This window comes from Mycobacterium florentinum, from assembly GCF_010730355.1.
In the GTDB taxonomy this organism is placed as follows: Bacteria; Actinomycetota; Actinomycetes; order Mycobacteriales; family Mycobacteriaceae; genus Mycobacterium; species Mycobacterium florentinum.
Genome location: NZ_AP022576.1, coordinates 1,673,878 through 1,694,029, shown reverse-complemented (window position 1 = coordinate 1,694,029; position 20,152 = coordinate 1,673,878). Strand labels below are relative to the sequence as shown.

The 20,152-nt window shown below is 67.9% G+C and carries 21 protein-coding genes and 1 pseudogene; 17 read left to right on the top strand and 5 right to left on the bottom strand.

Features of this window, described 5'->3' with window-relative positions; translation table 11 throughout:
• Positions 1-45: 45 nt before the first annotated feature.
• Positions 46-540, bottom strand: a pseudogene (locus tag G6N55_RS07990) (M23 family metallopeptidase); the annotation flags it as partial.
• A 294-nt stretch (positions 541-834) separates the two neighbouring features.
• Between G6N55_RS07990 and rpsB the strand changes: the two are divergent.
• From rpsB to G6N55_RS07975, 3 genes are read left to right on the top strand one after another with little or no spacing between them, the layout of a single operon-like run.
• Positions 835-1,680, top strand: a complete 846-nt coding sequence (rpsB, locus tag G6N55_RS07985; RefSeq protein ID WP_085226391.1) for a 30S ribosomal protein S2 — start codon at positions 835-837, stop codon at positions 1,678-1,680.
• Between the two features lies 1 nt (position 1,681).
• The gene (gene tsf, locus G6N55_RS07980) at positions 1,682-2,497 is read left to right on the top strand and encodes a translation elongation factor Ts (RefSeq protein WP_085226393.1); all 816 of its coding nucleotides are present in this window, start codon (positions 1,682-1,684) and stop codon (positions 2,495-2,497) included.
• Positions 2,498-2,529: 32 nt separating this feature from the next.
• Positions 2,530-3,939 (top strand): amidase, encoded by a 1,410-nt coding sequence (locus G6N55_RS07975; RefSeq protein WP_085226395.1) that lies wholly within the window; start codon positions 2,530-2,532, stop codon positions 3,937-3,939.
• A 6-nt stretch (positions 3,940-3,945) separates the two neighbouring features.
• Here the strand turns inward: G6N55_RS07975 and G6N55_RS07970 are convergent, their stop codons facing one another.
• Positions 3,946-4,365: a MarR family winged helix-turn-helix transcriptional regulator gene (locus tag G6N55_RS07970; protein WP_085227084.1), complete on the bottom strand. Its 420-nt coding sequence runs from the start codon at positions 4,363-4,365 to the stop codon at positions 3,946-3,948.
• 199 nt (positions 4,366-4,564) lie between these two features.
• On the opposite strand from G6N55_RS07970, the gene G6N55_RS07965 reads away from it, so the two are divergent.
• Together G6N55_RS07965 and G6N55_RS07960 are read left to right on the top strand one after the other, a co-directional pair.
• Positions 4,565-5,038 (top strand): DUF1942 domain-containing protein, encoded by a 474-nt coding sequence (locus G6N55_RS07965; protein ID WP_085226397.1) that lies wholly within the window; start codon positions 4,565-4,567, stop codon positions 5,036-5,038.
• 296 nt (positions 5,039-5,334) lie between these two features.
• Complete coding sequence (locus G6N55_RS07960; RefSeq protein WP_085226399.1) at positions 5,335-5,916, top strand: MPT63 family protein; 582 nt, start codon at positions 5,335-5,337, stop codon at positions 5,914-5,916.
• 111 nt (positions 5,917-6,027) lie between these two features.
• On the opposite strand, the gene G6N55_RS07955 is transcribed toward G6N55_RS07960, so the two are convergent.
• Positions 6,028-6,753, bottom strand: coding sequence for a winged helix-turn-helix domain-containing protein (locus G6N55_RS07955; RefSeq protein WP_085227086.1), 726 nt, complete (start codon positions 6,751-6,753; stop codon positions 6,028-6,030).
• A 249-nt stretch (positions 6,754-7,002) separates the two neighbouring features.
• On the bottom strand, positions 7,003-7,242 hold the full coding sequence (mbp1, locus tag G6N55_RS07950) for a microaggregate-binding protein 1 (RefSeq protein ID WP_085226401.1): 240 nt from the start codon (positions 7,240-7,242) through the stop codon (positions 7,003-7,005).
• A gap of 373 nt (positions 7,243-7,615) precedes the next feature.
• Between mbp1 and pyrH the strand changes: the two genes are divergently transcribed.
• The 6 genes from pyrH to G6N55_RS07920 are packed head-to-tail and all read left to right on the top strand — an operon-like array spanning position 7,616 to position 12,459.
• Positions 7,616-8,401: a UMP kinase gene (pyrH, locus tag G6N55_RS07945; RefSeq protein WP_085226402.1), complete on the top strand. Its 786-nt coding sequence runs from the start codon at positions 7,616-7,618 to the stop codon at positions 8,399-8,401.
• 12 nt (positions 8,402-8,413) lie between these two features.
• Positions 8,414-8,971, top strand: coding sequence for a ribosome recycling factor (gene frr / locus G6N55_RS07940; protein ID WP_085226404.1), 558 nt, complete (start codon positions 8,414-8,416; stop codon positions 8,969-8,971).
• A 20-nt stretch (positions 8,972-8,991) separates the two neighbouring features.
• Positions 8,992-9,915: a phosphatidate cytidylyltransferase gene (locus tag G6N55_RS07935; RefSeq protein ID WP_085226406.1), complete on the top strand. Its 924-nt coding sequence runs from the start codon at positions 8,992-8,994 to the stop codon at positions 9,913-9,915.
• 29 nt (positions 9,916-9,944) lie between these two features.
• The gene (gene rlmN, locus G6N55_RS07930) at positions 9,945-11,039 is read left to right on the top strand and encodes a 23S rRNA (adenine(2503)-C(2))-methyltransferase RlmN (RefSeq protein ID WP_085226408.1); all 1,095 of its coding nucleotides are present in this window, start codon (positions 9,945-9,947) and stop codon (positions 11,037-11,039) included.
• A 56-nt stretch (positions 11,040-11,095) separates the two neighbouring features.
• A complete protein-coding gene (locus G6N55_RS07925) occupies positions 11,096-11,605 on the top strand; it encodes a protein disulfide oxidoreductase (protein ID WP_085226410.1) in 510 nt (169 codons plus the stop codon).
• On the top strand, positions 11,602-12,459 hold the full coding sequence (locus G6N55_RS07920) for a cytochrome c biogenesis CcdA family protein (protein WP_085226412.1): 858 nt from the start codon (positions 11,602-11,604) through the stop codon (positions 12,457-12,459). The genes G6N55_RS07925 and G6N55_RS07920 overlap by 4 nt, the downstream gene beginning before the upstream one ends.
• A 14-nt stretch (positions 12,460-12,473) precedes the next feature.
• Here G6N55_RS07920 and G6N55_RS07915 read toward each other — a convergent pair whose 3' ends face one another.
• Entirely contained in the window at positions 12,474-12,728 is a 255-nt protein-coding gene (locus G6N55_RS07915) for a DUF2631 domain-containing protein (protein ID WP_085226414.1), read from the bottom strand.
• 218 nt (positions 12,729-12,946) lie between these two features.
• Between G6N55_RS07915 and dxr the strand changes: the two genes are divergently transcribed.
• The 6 genes from dxr to G6N55_RS07885 all read left to right on the top strand — a co-directional run bounded on the left by dxr (position 12,947) and on the right by G6N55_RS07885 (position 20,138).
• Entirely contained in the window at positions 12,947-14,158 is a 1,212-nt protein-coding gene (gene dxr, locus G6N55_RS07910) for a 1-deoxy-D-xylulose-5-phosphate reductoisomerase (RefSeq protein ID WP_085226416.1), read from the top strand.
• Positions 14,159-14,164: 6 nt separating this feature from the next.
• Positions 14,165-15,388: a M50 family metallopeptidase gene (locus G6N55_RS07905; RefSeq protein WP_085226418.1), complete on the top strand. Its 1,224-nt coding sequence runs from the start codon at positions 14,165-14,167 to the stop codon at positions 15,386-15,388.
• 35 nt (positions 15,389-15,423) lie between these two features.
• Positions 15,424-16,596 carry a flavodoxin-dependent (E)-4-hydroxy-3-methylbut-2-enyl-diphosphate synthase gene (gene ispG, locus G6N55_RS07900; RefSeq protein ID WP_139827067.1) on the top strand — a complete coding sequence of 391 codons (1,173 nt, stop codon included), beginning with the start codon at positions 15,424-15,426 and terminating at the stop codon, positions 16,594-16,596.
• Between the two features lie 55 nt (positions 16,597-16,651).
• Positions 16,652-17,506, top strand: a complete 855-nt coding sequence (locus tag G6N55_RS07895; protein ID WP_085226420.1) for a GNAT family N-acetyltransferase — start codon at positions 16,652-16,654, stop codon at positions 17,504-17,506.
• 172 nt (positions 17,507-17,678) lie between these two features.
• A complete protein-coding gene (locus G6N55_RS07890) occupies positions 17,679-19,508 on the top strand; it encodes a penicillin-binding transpeptidase domain-containing protein (protein ID WP_085226421.1) in 1,830 nt (609 codons plus the stop codon).
• A gap of 42 nt (positions 19,509-19,550) precedes the next feature.
• Complete coding sequence (locus tag G6N55_RS07885) at positions 19,551-20,138, top strand: DUF1707 SHOCT-like domain-containing protein (protein ID WP_085226423.1); 588 nt, start codon at positions 19,551-19,553, stop codon at positions 20,136-20,138.
• The last annotated feature ends 14 nt before the right edge of the window (positions 20,139-20,152 follow it).

Genomic DNA, 20,152 nt, shown 5'->3' with positions numbered 1-20,152 from the left:
CTCCCGCGACGTTGAGTGCGAACTGACGCGCCGGACCTAGCCGTCGAGCGGCTTGAGCCGTACCGGGGTGGCTTTCAGCAGGCCCAACGGGTCGATGTACTCGGCGCCCGACGCCGGACCCCACATCGCGCCCCAGTGCAGACACGCCCTTCCAGCTCGCGAGGCCCGGCACCCGCGGTGCCCGGCCATCAGCTCGCCGAGCACTGTCTGCGCGCTCACCTGCTGGCCCACCCGGACGGCGGGACGCACCGGCTCGTAGCTGGTGTGCAAGCCGCCGGGATGAGCCAGTGACACCACCGGACGTCCCGCCAGCAGCCCGGCGAACACCACGGTGGCGCTGCCGGCGGCGTACACCGGCTGGCCGGGACGTCCGGCCAGGTCCACGCCGCGGTGCCCGGGTTTCCAGTTCGGCGAGGGCGCGTCGAAGCCCCGGACGACCGTCGGGACCGGCCGCAGCGGCCACTGCAGCCGGACGTCCTCGGCCGCCGCCGGGGATGCGCTGATCAGCACCACGCACACGATCAGCGCCGCCCATCGCACCCCACGAGTTCAGCGTGGCTTCGGCGACACGGCCACCCGCGTTTGCCCAATCTGTGCACACCCGCCGCACTGTGGATACGTGCTGGGGAAAAAGCACCAGCTGAGTCGGTGTAAACTGCTCGACGCAGCTCGTTCGCGGGCTGACTTCGCGCGTCTGCCCCGCGTCTCCCGTTCCACTAGGAGTTCGCATCGCGTGCCGGGCGGTCCCGTAACAGGGTCCGGCATCGCAGCAGACGCCAGGGTCCGGCTACACCCGTCGCCGGGCGACAACCGACATAAAGGAATCACATCACCATGGCCGTCGTGACCATGAAACAGCTGCTTGACAGCGGCACCCACTTCGGGCACCAGACCCGTCGCTGGAATCCCAAGATGAAGCGGTTCATCTTCACCGACCGCAACGGCATCTACATCATCGACCTGCAGCAGACGCTGACCTTCATCGATCAGGCGTACGAGTTCGTCAAGGAAACCGTCGCCCACGGCGGCAGCGTGCTGTTCGTCGGCACCAAAAAGCAGGCGCAGGAGTCCGTCGCCGCCGAGGCCACCCGCGTCGGCATGCCGTACGTGAACCAGCGCTGGCTGGGCGGGATGCTCACCAACTTCTCCACCGTGCACAAGCGGCTGCAGCGCCTCAAGGAGCTCGAGGCGATGGAGCAGACCGGTGGCTTCGAGGGCCGCACCAAGAAGGAAATCTTGATGCTGACCCGCGAGAAGAACAAGCTGGACCGCAGCCTCGGCGGTATCCGCGACATGGCGAAGGTGCCGTCGGCGATCTGGGTCGTCGACACCAACAAAGAACACATCGCCGTCGGCGAGGCCCGCAAGCTGGGCATCCCGGTCATCGCGATCCTGGACACCAACTGCGACCCCGACGAGGTCGACTACCCGATTCCGGGCAACGACGACGCGATCCGCTCGGCCGCGCTGTTGACCAAGGTGATCGCCTCCGCGGTTGCCGAGGGCCTGCAGGCCCGCGCCGGCGCGGGCCGCAGCGACGGCAAGCCCGACGCGGAGGCCGCCGAGCCGCTCGCCGAGTGGGAGCAGGAGCTGCTGGCTTCGGCGACCACGACCGCGACCACCACAGCCACCACCGACGCCGCTGGAGCTGCAACCGAAACAACCCCCACGGAAGGCTGATATGGCGAACTTCACCGCTGCCGACGTCAAGCGTCTTCGTGAGCTCACCGGTGCCGGCATGCTCGACTGCAAGAACGCGCTGGCCGAAAGCGACGGCGACTTCGACAAGGCCGTCGAGGCACTCCGGATCAAGGGCGCCAAGGATGTCGGCAAGCGTGCCGAGCGCGCCACGGCCGAGGGTCTGGTCGCGGCCAAGGACGGCGCGCTGATCGAGCTGAACAGCGAGACGGACTTCGTCGCCAAGAACGCGGAGTTCCAGAAGCTGGCCGACGAGATCGTCGCCGCCGCAGCGCAATCCAAGGCTGCCGACGTCGACGCGCTCAAGGCCGCTTCGGTGGGCGACAAGACGGTCGAGCAGGCCGTCGCCGACCTGTCCGCCAAGATCGGCGAGAAGCTGGAACTGCGCCGGGCCGCCTTCTTCGACGGCACCGTCGAGACCTACCTGCACAAGCGCGCAGCGGACCTGCCGCCGGGCGTGGGTGTGCTCGTCGAGTACACCGGCGACGGGGCCGAGGCCGCGCACGCCGTGGCGCTGCAGATCGCCGCGCTCAAGGCGCGCTACCTCACCCGCGAGGACGTGCCCGCGGACGTCGTGGCCAGCGAGCGGCGCATCGCCGAGGAGACCGCGAAGGCCGAGGGCAAGCCGGAACAGGCGCTGCCCAAGATCGTCGAGGGGCGGCTGAACGGTTTCTTCAAGGACGCCGTGCTGCTCGAGCAGCCGTCGGTGTCCGACAACAAGAAGACCGTCAAGGCCCTGCTCGACGAGGCCGGTGTCACGGTGACCCGGTTCGTCCGCTTCGAGGTGGGTCAGGCCTAAAGCGCCCAGCGTCAGCGGCTAGCGTCAGTGCCATGCGACGCGTGCACGCTTTCGGTGACGACGCCCTCGGTGATCTCGACGCCATTGGCCTCAGCGATGCCATCCGGGCCGGCTGGGCCGACAGAACCGAGGTAGTCGAGGCGGCGATCGCTCGCACCGAGGCCGTCAACCCTGCCCTGAACGGCTTGGCGTACAAGGCATTTGAGCGGGCGCGGGCGACCGCGTCGGCCACACCCGCAACTGGCTTCTTCAGCGGGGTGCCGACGTTCCTCAAGGACAACGTCGATGTGGCGGGCCAGCCGACGATGCGGGGCGCCGATGCGTGGGCGCCGCGCAATGCCGTTGCCGACGGCGAATTCACTCAGGTGTATCTGGCCACCGGGCCGACGCCGCTGGGGAAAACCCAGATGTCGGAGTTCGGGTTCAGCGCGGCCGCCGAGCATCCCCGCCTGGGGCCGGTGCGCAACCCATGGGACACCGACTACACGGCCGGGGCCTCATCGTCGGGATCGGGCGCGTTCGTCGCGGCCGGAGTGGTGCCGATCGCACACGCCAACGACGGCGGCGGCTCGATCCGAATTCCGGCCGCCTGCAACGGGATTGTCGGTCTCAAGCCGTCGCGCGGCAGGTTGCCGCTCGACGCGGAGCTGCGCCGGATGCCGGTGGGCATCGTCGCCAACGGCGTGCTCACCCGGTCCGTGCGCGACACCGCGGCGTTCTATCGGGAAGCCGAACGCATCTGGCGTAACTCCAAGCTGGCGCCGATCGGGGACGTCACCGGGCCGGGCCGGCAGCGGTTGCGGATCGCGGTGGCCACTCGTTCGGTCCGGCGCGAGTGCGGCCCGGAGTTGCGGGAGCTGACCCTCAAGACCGCCGGGGTGCTCGAAGAGCTGGGACACCGCGTCGAACACATCGACAACCACCCGGTGCCGGACAGCTTCGTGGACGACTTCGTCTTGTACTGGGGATTTCTCGCGCTGATGCAGGTGCGCACCGGGCGGCGCGTGTTCGGCGACACGTTCGACCGCACCCGGCTGGACGCCTTGACGCTCGGCCTGGAGCGGCACACCGGCCGCAACCTGCACCGGCTGCCGGGGGCGATCATGCGACTGCGCAGAATGCGGCGGCGCAGCGCGGATTTCTACCAGACCTATGACGCGCTGCTGACCCCCACGCTCGCCGACCTGACCCCGCGAGTCGGTCACCTGGCGCCCACCGAGTACCAGCAGGTCATGGATCGGCTGATCGACTGGGTGGCGTTCACACCGCTGCAGAATGTCACCGGAGACCCGGCGATTTCGTTGCCGATGGCCCAGTCGGCGGAGGGTATGCCGGTCGGCATGATGCTCGCCGCGGACCTGGGGCAGGACGCGTTGCTGCTGGAACTGGCCTACGAACTCGAAGAGGCGCGGCCGTGGGCACGCATCCAGGCGGCCGGATAACCCGAGTCAGTCGGAGCCGAGTTTTTCCAGCATCCGCTTGAATTCGCGCTGCTGCGTCGCGGTCAGCTTGCCCAGGATGCGGTCATCGGCGTTGCGGACCGCGGCCTCCGCGCGTTTCAGCAGCGTGCGCCCCTGACTGGTCAGGGTGGCCGGCAGCGCGCGCCCGGAGGACACCGACGTCGGCCGTTCCACCGCCCCAACCTCTTCCAGCCCGCGCAACACCGTGTTCATCGCCTGCGGCGTGACATTGGTGCTGCGCGACAGCTCGGCGCTGGACATCCCCGGCGTCATGGAAAGTATTCTCAGACAAACGAATTCGGGAAGTGTCAGGCCGAGCGGACTCAACACGGCCGCAACTTCGGGTCGCAGCACGGCTGCCACTCGGTAGAGCAGGTATCCAAGCGGAGCATCTTCGGTCGCAGCCATATCAGCGATATTGACATATCCGCGCGGCGGCGCGACGTAGGCACCGCCCACGAGATGTGGTTACGCGGTGGTGAATGCGAAGTAACCGGTGCTTGAACGGCGCCTCAATTCGGTGCTCTCACGGCGCCGCGTCGTTTGGCCCGCGGACGCCGTCGGGTATCACCGCCTACTGGAGGGATACCAGAGACAGGGGTTCACAATGACATTCACCACGACGACGCTGAAAGCGGCTCTCGGCGCCGCTGGGTTAGCCGGGGCGAGTATCTTCACCGCCGCAACGGCTGACGCCAACGTTCAGGCCCTGGGCGCCACCGAACAGGCGGTCGATGGCCCGCTGGTCACCGAGTACACGGTGAGTAACCTGCGCCCGAGTGATGCGACGATTCCCGGCTTCCACCCCGCCGGGCGGCTCTACCAGGTCGACGTGACGGCGAAATCGGATGCCGGAACCGTCCAGCCGCAGATCTCTCGCTTCGCGGCGAGGGCGTTCAACGGCACGGTCTATCCACCCGTCAACATCGGACCCGTTCCCAACGGCCTCGACCCCAGTCCTATCGATCCAGGCCGGCAGACTTCCGGCGAACTGTACTTCGACGTGACCGGCCAGCGGCCCATCGGTGTGGTGTACACCGATGGCGACGACGATTTCCTCGTCTGGACGCGTCACGTTTAGACCGCGCGAACTGCAAATTTGCAACGAATCTCCCCGTTTTGTTTAGCGCGGCGAGATTGTCGTTTGTACTGTTGAGGCCCATTGAGGTATTTGGGGCTGAACTGACCTTTTGAGGTGTATGCGCATTCTGGGGCGCACACGATTTTGCTGCAGAAATGGTGTTTCTGCAGTTCAACGGCCCTGATGTTTGGGGCTGTCGGTAACTGGCTATGCGGCAATGGTGCGGTGATAACCCGTGCAGGGGGAAATCATCGTGAGAAATCAATGGTAACGATTCGACTGAAAGGTATTTAGCTATGGAGTTCACTTCTACTGCTATGAAATCGGTGATCGGAACCGCGGGTATTGCTGCTGTCGGCCTTTTCTCCGCGGCGACCGCCTCCGCGGCGCCGCCCAACATCCAGGGCTTCGGCACCAGCCAGCAGCTCATTGAGGGGCCGCTGATCACCAACTACACGGTGAGCAACCTGCAGCCCAGCACTACCGCCATCCCGGGCTACACCCCGAAGGGCACGCTCTACCAGGCGGATGTCACCGCTCGGTCCGAGGGCGGGCTGGTCACCCCGATGGTCAACGACTTCATCGCCCGCGGGCCCAACGGCCAGAACTACCGGGTGATCGACAAGGTTGGTGCCCCGGGCAGCCTCAACCCCGCGCCGATTCAGCAGGGCAGCGAGTCGACCGGCACGCTGTACTTCGACGTGACCGGCGCACCGCCGAACGGCGTTGTGTACAACGAGGGCACGCAAGACATCCTGATCTGGACGTCGAACATGCAGGGCAGCTCGGCGCCGGCGGAGGCACCGAACATGCCGAACACCACCCCGGCACCTGGCGCGCTGCCGAGCCCGGCTCCCAACGAGCACGCGAACACCTAAGCCCGTTCAGAGGCTAGTTGCCGCACACCCTCCCCGCGTCACAGACCGTGGCGCGGGGAGGTCTGCGTAATGGCAGAGCTGCTTACGAGATATGCCGAACAGCAATGCGATTCAGTGGTGAGCGCGGCCGTTGAGGTCGGGGCTCGGCGCGACGTCGTTGACGATCCATTGCGGATGCGGCGGCGTCACCGCCATGTAGCCCACACCGCGCACGGTGTCGACCATCGATTCGTGCTCGGCGCCAAGCTTTGCGCGTAACCGTCGCACGTGCACGTCGACGGTGCGGACGCGTCCGTTGGAGTCGTATCCCCACACTTCGTGCATCAGACGAGTGCGGCTGAATGCCCGACCGGCATGTTGCACAAGGAAATTCAATAATCTGAACTCGGTGACCGTCACGCTGAGGTCCTTGCCGCACAGCGACGCGGCGAAACTTGCGGGGTGCAGTACCAGGTCACCGAACTTCAAGCAGCCGTCCACCGCGCTGCGGCGCCGCTTGATCGCGAGGCGCAACCGCGCCTCCAGCTCGTCGGCGCCGGTGGCCGGCAGCATCACGTCGTCGAGGCGCCAGTCGACGTCCACCGACGCGAAGTGCGCCGGGGCGACCACGGCCACGACGGCGATGGCCGGCACGTTGGCCGTCAGGCCGCGGCAGACGCTGCGGGCTGCCGCGAGGTCGGTGCGCGCGTCGATGATCGCCACGTCAGCACTGTCATGATGTCCGTCGAGTTCGTCGGAGAGCGGCACCCGGCGAATCGTTTGCGTCAACGTCTCCAGGGTCGGCAACGCCGATGCGAAATCGTCGGCATTGGAAAGAAGTAGCACGTCCAAAGACATCTCCATACCTCATGAGGGTCTGTCGCCGCCCCCGACCGCGTCGGCACCTCAGGGAGATGTCCGCCAGCGCAGCGCTGAGTACCCCATTCGGGAGTTAACTATGCCTTCTTTGTTGCTCGGGTACGGGCGAATGCCCGGTGAAGTCGACGGTTGATGGAGATGGATTTGCCTGAGTGGGCCCCAAGACGGCCCCGGAAATGTAGATGGGTCCGGCCCGTCAATACGGGCCGGACCCATCTTCGAATCAAGCTATTGGTTGGCCTTCTGGCGCTCCTCGGCTACCTTCGCGGCGCCGCGGGCGGCTTCGGCCTCGGCTTCTTTCTTGGCCGCGTCGCGCTGGGCTTCCGCCTTGTCCTGCTGGGCTTGGCCTTCACGGGTGAGGTCGTCGCGACCGGCAAGCGCGCCGGCGGCTTCCTTGACCTTGCCCTTGACGTCTTCGACGACGCCCTTGACGGCTTCCGCGGGTCCAGAGTTTTCCTTGTCCGCCATGAACTAACTCCTCCTCAGTGGCGTACGAGAGGCGAGCGACTGATGCGCTCGTACGATCGGCTAACGATCGATTCCGTGATACGGCGTGTTCCGGCCCTGCTTCTCAAGACCACAATTTCCCCGCCGCGTTGGTGCGGATTCCCAGCCGGTTGGGAGCTCAAACATTTGATACCGGAAGCAAAGTCGCGACGGTGGCGCATTCGACTGTGACCTGCGCCGACGGCCCCCGGTAGCGATCCGGCTCGCCAACCGCGCAAATAAATCACCCCGCTGGCGCCAGATTGTGCTGCGATGGGGCAGGATATGAACTGCCGTTCCGGGTGGGGTCGCTGTGCTACCGAGCCTGGGATGGCACTGTCATGCGAGGAGTCTGATGACGCAGCCCGAGCCCACCAGCACCAACGGCGTGCCGACCTCTTCAACCGACGACGGACAATCCTCCGGCCAGCCGCGCGCCAAGTATTCGCGGGTGCTGCTCAAGCTCGGCGGCGAGATGTTCGGCGGCGGCCAGGTCGGGCTGGATCCCGATGTCGTGGCGCAGGTGGCCCGCCAGATCGCCGAAGTGGTCCGCGACGGGGTGCAGGTGGCCGTCGTGATCGGCGGCGGCAACTTCTTCCGTGGCGCACAACTTCAGCAGCGCGGTATGGAGCGCACCCGGTCGGACTATATGGGCATGCTCGGCACCGTGATGAACAGCCTTGCGCTGCAGGACTTTCTGCAGAAGGAAGGCATCGACACCCGAGTCCAGACCGCGATCACGATGGGCCAGGTGGCCGAGCCCTACATCCCGTTGCGGGCCGTCCGCCACCTGGAGAAGGGCCGCGTGGTCATCTTCGGCGCCGGCATGGGGTTGCCGTACTTTTCCACCGACACCACGGCCGCGCAGCGCGCCCTGGAGATCGGCGCCGATGTCGTCCTGATGGCCAAGGCCGTCGACGGTGTGTTCACCGAGGACCCGCGGGTGAATCCGCAGGCCGAGTTGCTCACCGCCATCAGTCATCGGGAAGTCATCGACCGGGGCCTGCGGGTGGCCGATGCCACCGCGTTCAGTCTGTGTATGGACAATGGCATGCCGATCCTCGTGTTCAACCTGCTGACTAACGGCAATATCGCTCGGGCGGTCGCTGGTGAGAAGATCGGAACGCTGGTTACCACTTGAGGGGAAGACGCGATGATTGATGAGGCTCTCTTCGACGCCGAAGAGAAAATGGAAAAGGCCGTGTCTGTGGCCCGTGACGACTTGTCGACCATCCGAACCGGCCGCGCCAATCCGGGCATGTTCTCCCGGATCGTCATCGACTACTACGGCACCACCACCCCGATCACCCAGCTGGCCAGCATCAACGTCCCGGAGGCCCGGCTGGTGGTGATCAAGCCGTACGAGGCCAACCAGTTGCACGCCATCGAGACGGCGATCCGCAACTCCGACCTCGGGGTGAACCCCAGCAACGACGGCACCCTGATCCGGGTGGCGGTACCGCAGCTGACCGAGGAGCGCCGCCGCGAGCTGGTCAAGCAGGCCAAGGGCAAGGGCGAGGACGCCAAGGTCTCGGTGCGCAACATCCGTCGCAAGTCGATGGAAGAACTGCACCGGATTCGCAAGGACGGGGAGGCCGGCGAGGATGAGGTCGGCCGCGCCGAAAAGGACCTGGACAAAACCACCCAGCAGTACGTCAACCAGATCGACGAGCTGGTCAAGCACAAAGAAGGCGAGCTGCTGGAGGTCTAGGCCGCTCAGCAACCGAGTCAGTGTCAACCTTCGATGCCGGCCCAGGCACCCCGCCCGGCGAGTCCGCGCGGGGGGGCAAGAGTACCGTGGCGCAACCGGCCAAGAAGGCATCACGGGCCGGACGCGACCTGCCCGCCGCGATCGCGGTGGGCGCGGCGATCGGCGGCACCCTCGTCGCCACGCTGGTATTCGCTCCGCGCTTCTGGGTGCTCATCGTGGCCATCGCGATTCTGGTCGCCAGCCACGAGGTGGTGCGACGGCTGCGCGAGGCCGGCTACGTCATTGCCGTGATCCCGTTGCTGGTCGGTGGCCAGGTCACCGTTTGGCTGACCTGGCCGTTCCATGCCGCGGGCGCGCTGGCCGGCTTCGGCGCCACCGTCGTGGCCTGCAATGTCTGGCGGTTGTTCATGCCGGATCCCAGCCGCAGTGATTCCACCGCCGGCTCGTCGTCGAACTACCTGCGGGACGCGTCGGCCACCGTCTTCCTGGCCGCCTGGGTCCCGCTGTTCGCCTCCTTCGGCGTCCTGCTCGTCTATCCCCACGACGGCGCCGGACGGGTGTTCTGTCTGATGCTCACCGTCGTCGCCTCCGACACCGGCGGATATGCCGTGGGGGCGCTGTTCGGCAAGCATCCGATGGTCCCCACGATCAGCCCGAAGAAGTCCTGGGAGGGGTTCGTCGGCTCGTTGGTGTGCGGCATCACCGCGGCGATCCTGGCCGCGACTCTGCTGGCGGGCAAACCCGCGTGGATCGGCGCGCTGCTGGGTCTGGTCCTGGTGCTCAGCGGCACGCTCGGCGACCTGGTCGAGTCCCAGGTCAAGCGGGACCTCGGCATCAAGGACATGGGGCGCCTGCTGCCCGGTCACGGCGGCTTGATGGACCGGCTCGACGGCGTGCTGCCCTCGGCGGTCGCGGCCTGGATCGTGCTCACCCTGGTTCCCTAGGCCCATCACTGACCGATACTGGACGGGTCATGGTCCAACAACTGGTATTCGAAGCACCGCGCGCGGGCAGGCCGCCGCGGCACCTCGCCGACCTCGACGCGGGTGGCCGGGCGTCGGCCGTCGCGGAGCTCGGCCTGCCGGCGTTTCGGGCCAAGCAGCTCGCCCACCAGTACTACGGCCGGCTGATCGCCGACCCGCGGCAGATGACCGACCTGCCGGCGGCGGTGCGCGATGTGATCGCCGAGACGATGTTCCCGAACCTGCTCACCGTCGCCACCGAAATCACCTGCGACGCCGGTCAGACGCGAAAGACGTTGTGGCGGGCCATCGATGGCACCACCTTCGAATCGGTGCTGATGCGCTATCCGCAGCGCAACACCGTGTGCATCTCGTCGCAGGCCGGCTGCGGCATGGCGTGTCCGTTCTGTGCGACCGGCCAGGGCGGATTGACCCGCAACCTGTCGACGGCGGAGATCGCCGAGCAGGTGCGCGCCGCTGCGGTGACGCTGCGCGACGAGTTCGGTGACCGGCTGTCGAACGTGGTGTTCATGGGCATGGGGGAGCCGCTGGCCAATTACGCCAGGACGCTGGCCGCGGTGCGGCGCATCACCGAGGCGCCGCCGCACGGCTTCGGCATCTCGGCCCGCTCGGTGACGGTGTCGACGGTCGGCCTGGCCCCGGCGATTCGCAAGCTCGCCTACGAACGGCTGGGTGTGACGCTGGCGCTGTCGCTGCACGCGCCGGACGACGAACTGCGCGACACGCTGGTTCCGGTCAACAACCGCTGGAAGATCAGCGAGGCGCTCGATGCCGCCCGCTACTACGGCGACGTGACCGGTCGGCGGGTGTCGATCGAATACGCGTTGATTCGCGACGTCAACGACCAGCCCTGGCGGGCCGACGTGCTCGGCAAGCGACTGCACGGCGCCCTCGGACCGCTGGTGCACGTGAACCTGATTCCGCTCAACCCGACGCCGGGCAGTGACTGGGACGCCAGCCCCAAGGACACCGAGCGCGAGTTCGTCCGGCGGGTCCGGGCAAAAGGCGTCTCGTGCACGGTCCGCGACACCCGTGGCCGCGAGATCAGCGCTGCCTGCGGACAGCTGGCCGCCGAGAGGGGCTGAACCAGGCGGTCGGCTACGACGTGTTGTGAGGTAGCAGTCCAGCGAAGGGGGTTGGCATGACGATTCGCTTGTTAGCACGCTTCAAGATGTTTGCCGCGGCCATCGCGACAGGCCTTGTCGCGGTTGTCCTGGTATCGGCCGCGCCGCGGGCACAGGCCGCCGACGATCGACTGCAGTTCAGCGGAACCACACTGAGTGGTGCGCCGTTCAACGGCGCCGGCCTGCAAGGAAAACCGGCGGTGCTGTGGTTCTGGGCGCCGTTCTGCCCGTTCTGCAACGCCGAAGCTCCCGGAGTCGCCCAGGTGGCGGCCGCCAACCCGGGTGTCACCTTCGTCGGCATCGCGGGGCACTCCGATGTCGGCGCGGAGCAGGCTTTCGTCTCCAAGTACGGCCTGAACTTCACCAACCTCAACGACGCCGACGGCTCGATCTGGGCGCGCTACAACGTGCCCTGGCAGCCGGCGTACGTGTTCTACCGGGCGGACGGCAGCTCGACGTTCGTCAACAACCCCACCTCGGCGATGTCCCAGCAGGAACTGGCCGGCCGGGTGGCCGCGCTGAAGTGAACCAGGGGCTCGTCGGTCTGGCATTCGCTGCCGGGCTGGTGGCCGCGGTGAACCCGTGCGGGTTCGCCATGCTGCCCGCCTACCTGCTGCTCGTGGTGCGCGGCCAGCGCGACGGGGAGCGACCCAGTCCGCTTGGCGGCCTGGGTCGTGCGCTGGCCGCCACCGCCGGCATGGCGCTCGGTTTCCTGACGGTGTTCGCGGTGTTCGGCGCGTTGACCATCTCGGCGGCCACGGCGGTGCAGCGATACCTGCCGTACGCGACCGTGGTGATCGGGATTGTGCTTGTCGCGCTTGGGATTTGGCTGCTCGCGGGTCGGGAGCTGACCGCGCTGACGCCTCGGTCGTTGGGGCCGCGGTGGGCCCCGACGCGAATAACGGGCATGTACGGCTACGGCATCAGCTACGCGATTGCCTCGCTGTCGTGCACGATCGGGCCGTTCCTGGCGGTCACCGCCGCGGGCCTGCGCAGCGGGTCGGTGCTCACCGGGGTGTCGATCTATCTGGCGTATGTCGCGGGCCTGACCCTGGTGGTCGGCGTGCTCGCCATCGCCGCCGCGACCGCGAGCTCGGCGCTGGCCGATCGGCTGCGCCGAATCCTGCCGTTCGTCAACCGGATCGGCGGCGCGCTGCTGATCCTGGTCGGGCTTTACGTCGGCTACTACGGTCTCTACGAGTTGCGGTTGCTGAACGCCGCGGCCGATCCCCGGGACGCGGTGATCCTCGCGGCGGGGCGGCTACAGGGCACGCTGGCCGGTTGGGTGCACCAGCACGGCGTCTGGCCGTGGGTTGTGGCGTTGGTCGCACTGGTGGCCGCGGCGCTGGTGAGCGCCTGGCACCGACGAGCGCGGCGTTGAGCAGCGGCTGAGCGCTAGCGGATCCAGCCGCGCCGGCGGCCCCAGATGTCTCGGATCAGGATGAAGAGGGTGAGGACGGCGAACCCGATCAGGAAGTTGTCCTCGACGTGGCCGACGTGATTGCCGCGCAGCATCGCCAGCAGGAAGATGACCCCGAACACGCCGACGCCGTGCCAGGTGCGGATGTTGATCTTGCTCCATCCCCACCCGGCGGATGGCACCTCGGCCGGGTCGACGCCGTCGTAGTGCTCCACCTCGGTACTGGCCACGGCGATTCCCTTCGGATCGGATCGTCTTCTGATCAGAGATTCTGGCACACGCCGTCACTGGCGGCACTCGTCGCGTCGAGTGTGCGTCGCGGGGCGTCGACCCTGCGTCCACGGCGTGACTTCCGCGGTTTGCCCGCCCTAAGCGCAGGGTGGAGTCCGCAAGCGCAGACTCGCGCCACCATGGCCCGCGGCCCCCCACCGGGAGGCACAATGAGTGAGTGACCACGCCTACCACCGCAGCGCAGGTCGACGGCCCCATCCGCGTGCTCGTGTTGGGCAGCACCGGCTCCATCGGCACCCAGGCGCTCGAGGTCATCGCCGCCAACCCGGACCGCTTCGAGGTGGTCGGGCTGGCGGCCGGCGGGTCGAACCCGGACCTGCTGGCCCGCCAACGCGGCGAGACCGGGGTGACCAACATCGCCGTCGCCGACGAGCGCGCCGCCGCGACGCTCGGTGACGTGCCCTTCCACGGCCCCGAAGCGGTCACCCGGCTGGTCCAGGAGACCGAGGCAGACGTCGTGCTCAATGCCCTGGTCGGGGCGCTGGGACTGCGGCCGACCCTGGCGGCGCTGCACTCGGGGGCCCGGCTGGCGCTGGCCAACAAGGAATCGCTGATCGCCGGCGGTCCGCTGGTCCTGAAGGCCGCGCGACCGGGGCAGATCGTGCCGGTCGATTCCGAACACTCCGCACTGGCCCAGTGCCTGCGCGGCGGCGAGCCCGACGAGGTCGCCAAGCTGGTGCTGACCGCCTCGGGCGGACCGTTTCGCGGCTGGGCGGCCGCCGATCTTCAGGCCGTCACCCCGGAGCAGGCCGGTGCCCATCCGACCTGGTCGATGGGCCCGATGAACACGCTGAACTCGGCGTCGCTGGTGAACAAGGGCCTCGAGCTCATCGAAACCCACCTGCTGTTCGGCATCCCCTACGACCGCATCGAGGTCGTGGTGCACCCACAGTCGATTGTTCATTCAATGGTCACGTTCATCGATGGCTCGACGATCGCCCAGGCCAGCCCGCCGGACATGAAGCTGCCCATCTCGCTGGCGCTGGGCTGGCCGCGGCGGGTGCCCGGCGCGGCCGCCTACTGCGACTTCACCACCGCCTCTACCTGGGAATTCGAGCCGTTGGACAGTGACGTTTTCCCGGCCGTCGAGCTGGCCCGCCAGGCCGGCGAGACCGGCGGCTGCATGACCGCCGTGTACAACGCCGCCAACGAAGAGGCCGCGGCGGCCTTCCTGGACGGCCGTATCGGCTTTCCGGCCATCGTCGGAACAATCGCCGACGTGCTGAGCGCCGCCGACCAATGGGCCGTTTCACCGGCTAACGTGGAAGAGGTACTAGACGCGCAGCGCTGGGCGCGGGAGCGAGCGCAGCGCGCGGTCGCGACTACAGCCCCAGCCAAGGTCTCGGGAATGGTTTTAGAAAGGTCCTAGCGCCTGATGATGTTCGCAATCGGCATTGTGCTGTTCGCGCTGGCCATCCTGATCTCGGTGGCCTTGCACGAGTGCGGCCACATGTGGGTCGCTCGTGCCACCGGTATGAAGGTGCGCCGCTATTTCGTCGGCTTCGGTCCCACGCTGTGGTCGACCCGGCGCGGCGAGACCGAGTACGGCGTCAAGGCCGTGCCGCTGGGCGGCTTCTGCGACATCGCCGGGATGACCCCGGTCGAGGACCTGGCGCCCGACGAGACCGACCGGGCCATGTACAAGCAGACGACGTGGAAGCGGGTCGCGGTGCTCTTCGCCGGCCCGGGCATGAACTTCATCATCTGCGTGGTGCTGATCTACGTGATCGCACTGGTCTGGGGACTGCCCAACCTGCACCCGCCCACTCGGGCGATCGTCGGCGAAACCGCTTGTATCGCACCGGAAGTCGCGCCAGGCAAGCTCGGGGACTGCACCGGTCCCGGTCCGGCCGCGCTGGCCGGCATCCGCCCCGGCGACGTCGTCGTCAAGGTCGGAGACACCCAGGTGTCCACCTTCGACGACATGGCCGCCGCGATCCGCAAGCTGCACGGCACCGTCCCGGTTGTCGTCGAACGCGACGGCACCCCGATCACCGCCTACGTCGATATCGCCCAAACGCAGCGCTACTTGCCCAGCGGAGGCAACGGTCAGGACGCAAAGCCCGCACCCTCGACGGTCGGCGCGATGGGCGTCGGCGGCGTCAAGGTCGCGCCCACGCACTACGGCGCGCTCGGCGCCATCCCCGCCACCTTCGCCTTCACCGGCGACCTGACCGCCGAGGTGGGCAAGGCGTTGGTCGCCATCCCGGGCAAGGTCGGCGCGCTGGTGCATGCGATCGGCGGTGGACAGCGCGACCCGCAGACGCCGATGAGCGTCGTCGGCGCCAGCATCATCGGCGGTGACACCGTCGACCACGGGTTGTGGGTGGCGTTCTGGTTCTTCCTGGCGCAGCTGAACCTGATCCTGGGCGCGATCAACCTGTTGCCGCTGCTGCCGTTCGACGGCGGCCACATCGCCGTCGCGGTGTTCGAAAAGATCCGCAACGTCATCCGCTCGGCCCGCGGCATGGTCGCGGCGGCGCCGGTGAACTACCTCAAGCTGATGCCGGCGACCTATGTGGTGTTGGTGTTCGTGGTCGGCTACATGTTGCTGACCGTGACCGCCGACCTGGTCAACCCGATCAGGCTCTTTCAGTAATCAACTTCAGTAACCAAACCGAAGGAAGTCGAACAGTGGACATTGGCCTGGGCATGCCGGAGGCTCCGGCGCCCACACTTGCGCCCCGGCGCAAAACGCGCCAATTGATGGTCCGCGACGTCGGCGTCGGCAGCGATTCCCCGATTTCGGTGCAGTCGATGTGCACCACCAAGACCCACGACGTCAACACGACGCTGCAGCAGATCGCCGAGCTGACGGCCGCCGGCTGCGACATCGTCCGGGTGGCCTGCCCGCGTCAGGAGGATGCCGACGCGCTGGCCGAGATCGCCCGGCACAGCCAGATCCCGGTGATCGCCGACATCCACTTCCAGCCGAAGTACATCTTCGCCGCGATCGACGCCGGATGTGCTGCGGTGCGGGTCAATCCGGGCAACATCAAGGAGTTCGACGGCCGGGTCGGTGAGGTCGCCAAGGCGGCCGGCGCGGCGGGGATCCCCATCCGCATCGGCGTCAACGCCGGCTCGCTGGACAAGCGGTTCATGGAGAAGTACGGCAAGGCCACGCCCGAGGCGCTGGTCGAGTCGGCGCTGTGGGAGGCCTCGCTGTTCGAGGAGCACGGCTTCGGCGACATCAAGATCAGCGTCAAGCACAACGATCCCGTCGTGATGGTCGCGGCCTACGAGCAGCTGGCCGCGGCGTGCGACTACCCGCTGCACCTGGGCGTGACCGAGGCCGGACCGGCCTTCCAGGGCACCATCAAGTCGGCGGTGGCCTTCGGCGCCCTGCTGTCGCGGGGTATCGGCGACACCATCCGGGTGTCGCTGTCGGCGCCGCCGGTCGAGGAAGTCAAGGTCGGCATTCAGATTCTCGAGTCGCTGAACCTGCGGCCGCGCGGGCTGGAAATCGTCTCCTGCCCGTCGTGCGGTCGTGCGCAGGTCGACGTCTACACCCTGGCCAACGCCGTCTCCGCGGGCCTGGACGGGCTCGACGTGCCGTTGCGGGTCGCGGTGATGGGCTGCGTCGTCAACGGTCCGGGGGAGGCCCGCGAGGCCGATCTCGGCGTTGCCTCCGGAAATGGCAAGGGCCAGATCTTCGTTCGGGGCGAGGTGATCAAGACCGTTCCCGAAGCCCAGATCGTCGAGACCTTGATCGAAGAGGCGATGCGGCTGGCCTCCGAAATGGGCGAGGAAAGTGATAACGGTCCTGGCACAACAGCAAGCGGGACGCCAATTGTCACCGTAAGCTGATAAGACCAGTTCGCTCTTGCTGGCCCCTCAGTTCGCACCACAGAGAGTTCGCCAGATGTCGGCTCCGCCCCTGTTTCGCCTCGTTGGCGACAGACGGGTGTCCGTGGTGCGTGACGCCGCCGCGGTGGGGCGGGTTTTGGACGAGGACCCGATCGGGTCCTGCATGGTCGCCTCCCGCGTCGCCGATCACGGCATCGACCCCGGCGCGATCGGTGGGGAGCTGTGGACCCGCCGTGGCGCTGACGAGTCGCTGTGCTTCGCCGGCGCCAACCTGATCCCGCTGCGCGGGCTGCCGGCCGACCTGAATGCGTTCGCCGACGAGGCGATGAGCGGCACGCGGCGTTGCTCCTCGCTGGTCGGGCGGGCCAGCCTGGTGCTGCCGATGTGGGAGCGGCTCGCGACGGCCTGGGGGCCGGCGCGTGACGTGCGCGAACGCCAGCCGCTGATGGCGCTGACCAAACACCCGATGTGCGATCTCGACGCCGAGGTGCGCCAGGTGCGGCCCGAGGAGCTGGACGCCTACCTGGTCGCCGCGGTGGACATGTTCATCGGCGAGGTCGGCATCGACCCGCGGCTCGGCGACGGCGGTCGAGGCTATCGGCGCCGGGTGGCCAGCCTGATCGCCGCCGGGCGCGCCTGGGCCCGCTTCGAGCACGGTCAGGTCGTCTTCAAGGCCGAGGTGGGGTCGCAATCGCCCGCGGTCGGCCAGATCCAGGGCGTCTGGGTGCACCCTGAGTGGCGTGGCCTGGGGCTCGGCGCCCGCGGCACCGCGATGCTGGCCGCCGTGATCGTCGGCAGTGGGCGCATCGCCAGCCTCTACGTGAACGACTTCAACGAGGTGGCGCGGGCCGCCTACGCCCGGGTGGGCTTCGCCGAGGTCGGCACGTTCGCAACCGTGCTGCTCGACTGAGGTTCGGGAACAACCCGCACCGCTCGCGAGTGTGCGGCTATCCGGGCACTCGCCATCGAATGTGCGCCGGTCCGCACATTTGGCAGAAACGGAAGTCGGCTGCGTTACATAACGCTTGGGTCTCGGTGTGTCGGCGCCGCAGTCCAAGCCTCAGTTCTTAACATCAGCAACGATGGCCACAAAAACCTCACCAGTATCAGCTGTTTCGGTCGCCGCGACCCTGCTGCTCGTCGCGGCCGCCGCGCTGTCTGGATGCACGCCGCGGCCCGACGGCCCGGGCCCCGCCGCGGAGAAGTTCTTCCGCGCCTTGGCCGTCGGCGACACCGCGACGGCCGCCCAACTCAGCGACAACCCCAACGAGGCGCGCGAGGCGCTCAACGCGGCCTGGGCCGGGCTGCAGGCGACCCACCTGGACGCGCAGATCCTCAGCTCGAAGTACGCCGAGGACACCGGCACGGTCAACTATCGGTTCAGCTGGCATCTGCCCAAGAACCGGGTGTGGAGCTACGACGGCCAGCTGAAGATGGCCCGCGACGAGGGGCACTGGGAGGTCCGCTGGGCGCCCAGCGGGCTGCATCCCAAGCTGGGCGAGCACCAGACGTTCGCGCTGCGCGCCGACCCGCCGCGGCGCGCCTCGGTGAACGAACTCGGCGGCAGCGACGTGCTGGCGCCGGGCTACCGCTACCACTACACGCTGGACGCTACTCAGGCCGGATCGCCGCAGTCGCTGAGCTACACCACCCACTCGATCGTCGACGTGCTGCGGCCCTTCAACGACACGCTGACCGACCCGCAGCTGCTCGCCGAGCGCGCCAGCTCGACACCCAACCAGGTGGATCTGGGCGTCACCCTGCTTCCCGCCGACAACGACAAGGTGTTTCCCGTGATCGGCCGCTTGCCCGGCATCGTGGTGACACCGCAGGCCGACATGCTGGCCACCGACCCACATTTCGCGCCGGCCGTCGTCGGCCAGGTCAAGAAGGCCGTGATCGACCAGCTCGACGGTCAGGCGGGCTGGCGGGTGGTCAGCGTCAACCAGAACAACGTCGACGTCGCGGTGCTGCATGAGGTCGAAGGGGCGCCGGCCCCGTCGGTGTCGATCACCTTGGACCGGCTGGTGCAGAACGCCGCCCAGCGCGCGGTGGACAACAAGGGCGGCAAGGCGATGATCGTCGCGATCAAGCCGTCGACCGGGGAGATCCTCGCGATCGCCCAGAATGGCGCGGCCGACGCCGACGGCCTGCCCGCCACCAACGGCCTCTTCCCGCCCGGGTCGACGTTCAAGATGATCACCGCCGGGGCCGCCGTCGACCGCGACATGGCCACGCCCAACTCGATGCTCGGCTGCCCGGGGCATCTCGACATCGGGCACCGCACCATTCCCAACTATGGCGGCTTCGACCTCGGCGTGGTGTCGATGTCCCGGGCATTCGCCAGTTCGTGCAACACCACGTTCGCCGAGCTGAGCAGCAGAATGCCGCCGCGCGGCCTGACGCAGACGGCCGCCGAATACGGGATCGGCATCGACTACACCGTCGACGGCATCACCACGGTGACCGGCTCGGTGCCGCCGACGGTGGACATGGCCGAGCGCACCGAGGACGGCTTCGGCCAGGGCCGGGTGCTGGCCAGTCCGTTCGGCATGGCCCTGGTCGCGGCCACCGTCGCGGCCGGGAAAACGCCTGTGCCGCAACTGATCGCGGGCCATCCGACGACGGTCGAGGGCGACAGCACCCCGATCAGCCCGAAGATGATCGATGCGCTGCGGCCGATGATGCGGCTGGTGGTCACCAACGGGACCGCCAAGGAGATCAACGGCTGCGGCGAGATCTACGGGAAGACCGGTGAGGCCGAGTTCCCGGGCGGGTCGCACTCGTGGTTCGCCGGGTATCGCGGCGATCTGGCCTTCGCCGCGCTGATCGTCGGCGGCGGCAGCTCCGAGTGGGCGGTCCGGATGACCAAGTTCATGTTCGAGTCGCTGCCGCCGGGCTATCTGACCTGAAGCGCCGGCTCGCCAGGCCCGCGGCAGCGGTAAATTGCGTAGATGACCGATAGCGGCGGGGACATGGTGACGCTGCGCGTGTCCGATGCGGACCGCAACGGCACGATGCGGCGGCTGCACAACGCCGTTGCGCTCGGTCTGATCGATATCGACGAGTTCGAGCAGCGCTCGTCGCGGGTGTCCTACGCGCGCACCCAGGTCGAGCTGGACGGCCTGGTCGGTGACCTGCCCGGGCCGGGCGCGATCGTCACCTCGGCGGCTGATCGGGTCGAGCTGCGCGGCTGGGCCGGTTCGCTGCGCCGACACGGCGAATGGACGGTGCCCACCCGGTTGGCGCTGGTCCGCCGGCTGGGATCGGTCAAGCTCGAGCTCACCAAGGCCCGGTTCGCCGGCCCGGTGGTGGTTGTCGAGCTCGACGTGCGGTTCGGCTCGGTCGACATCTGGCTCCCGGAGGGCGCTAGCGCCTCGATCGACGACGTCGAGGTCTACGGCGGCAGTGCCCGCGACCGCCGCAAGGATGCACCCGGCGAGGGCAGGCCGCATGTGGTGCTGACCGGGCGGGTGGTGTGCGGCTCGGTGACCATCCGGGGACCGCGCCGCTCGCTGCGCTGGCCGTCGCGGGTGCGTTGACGGCGCGGGTTACG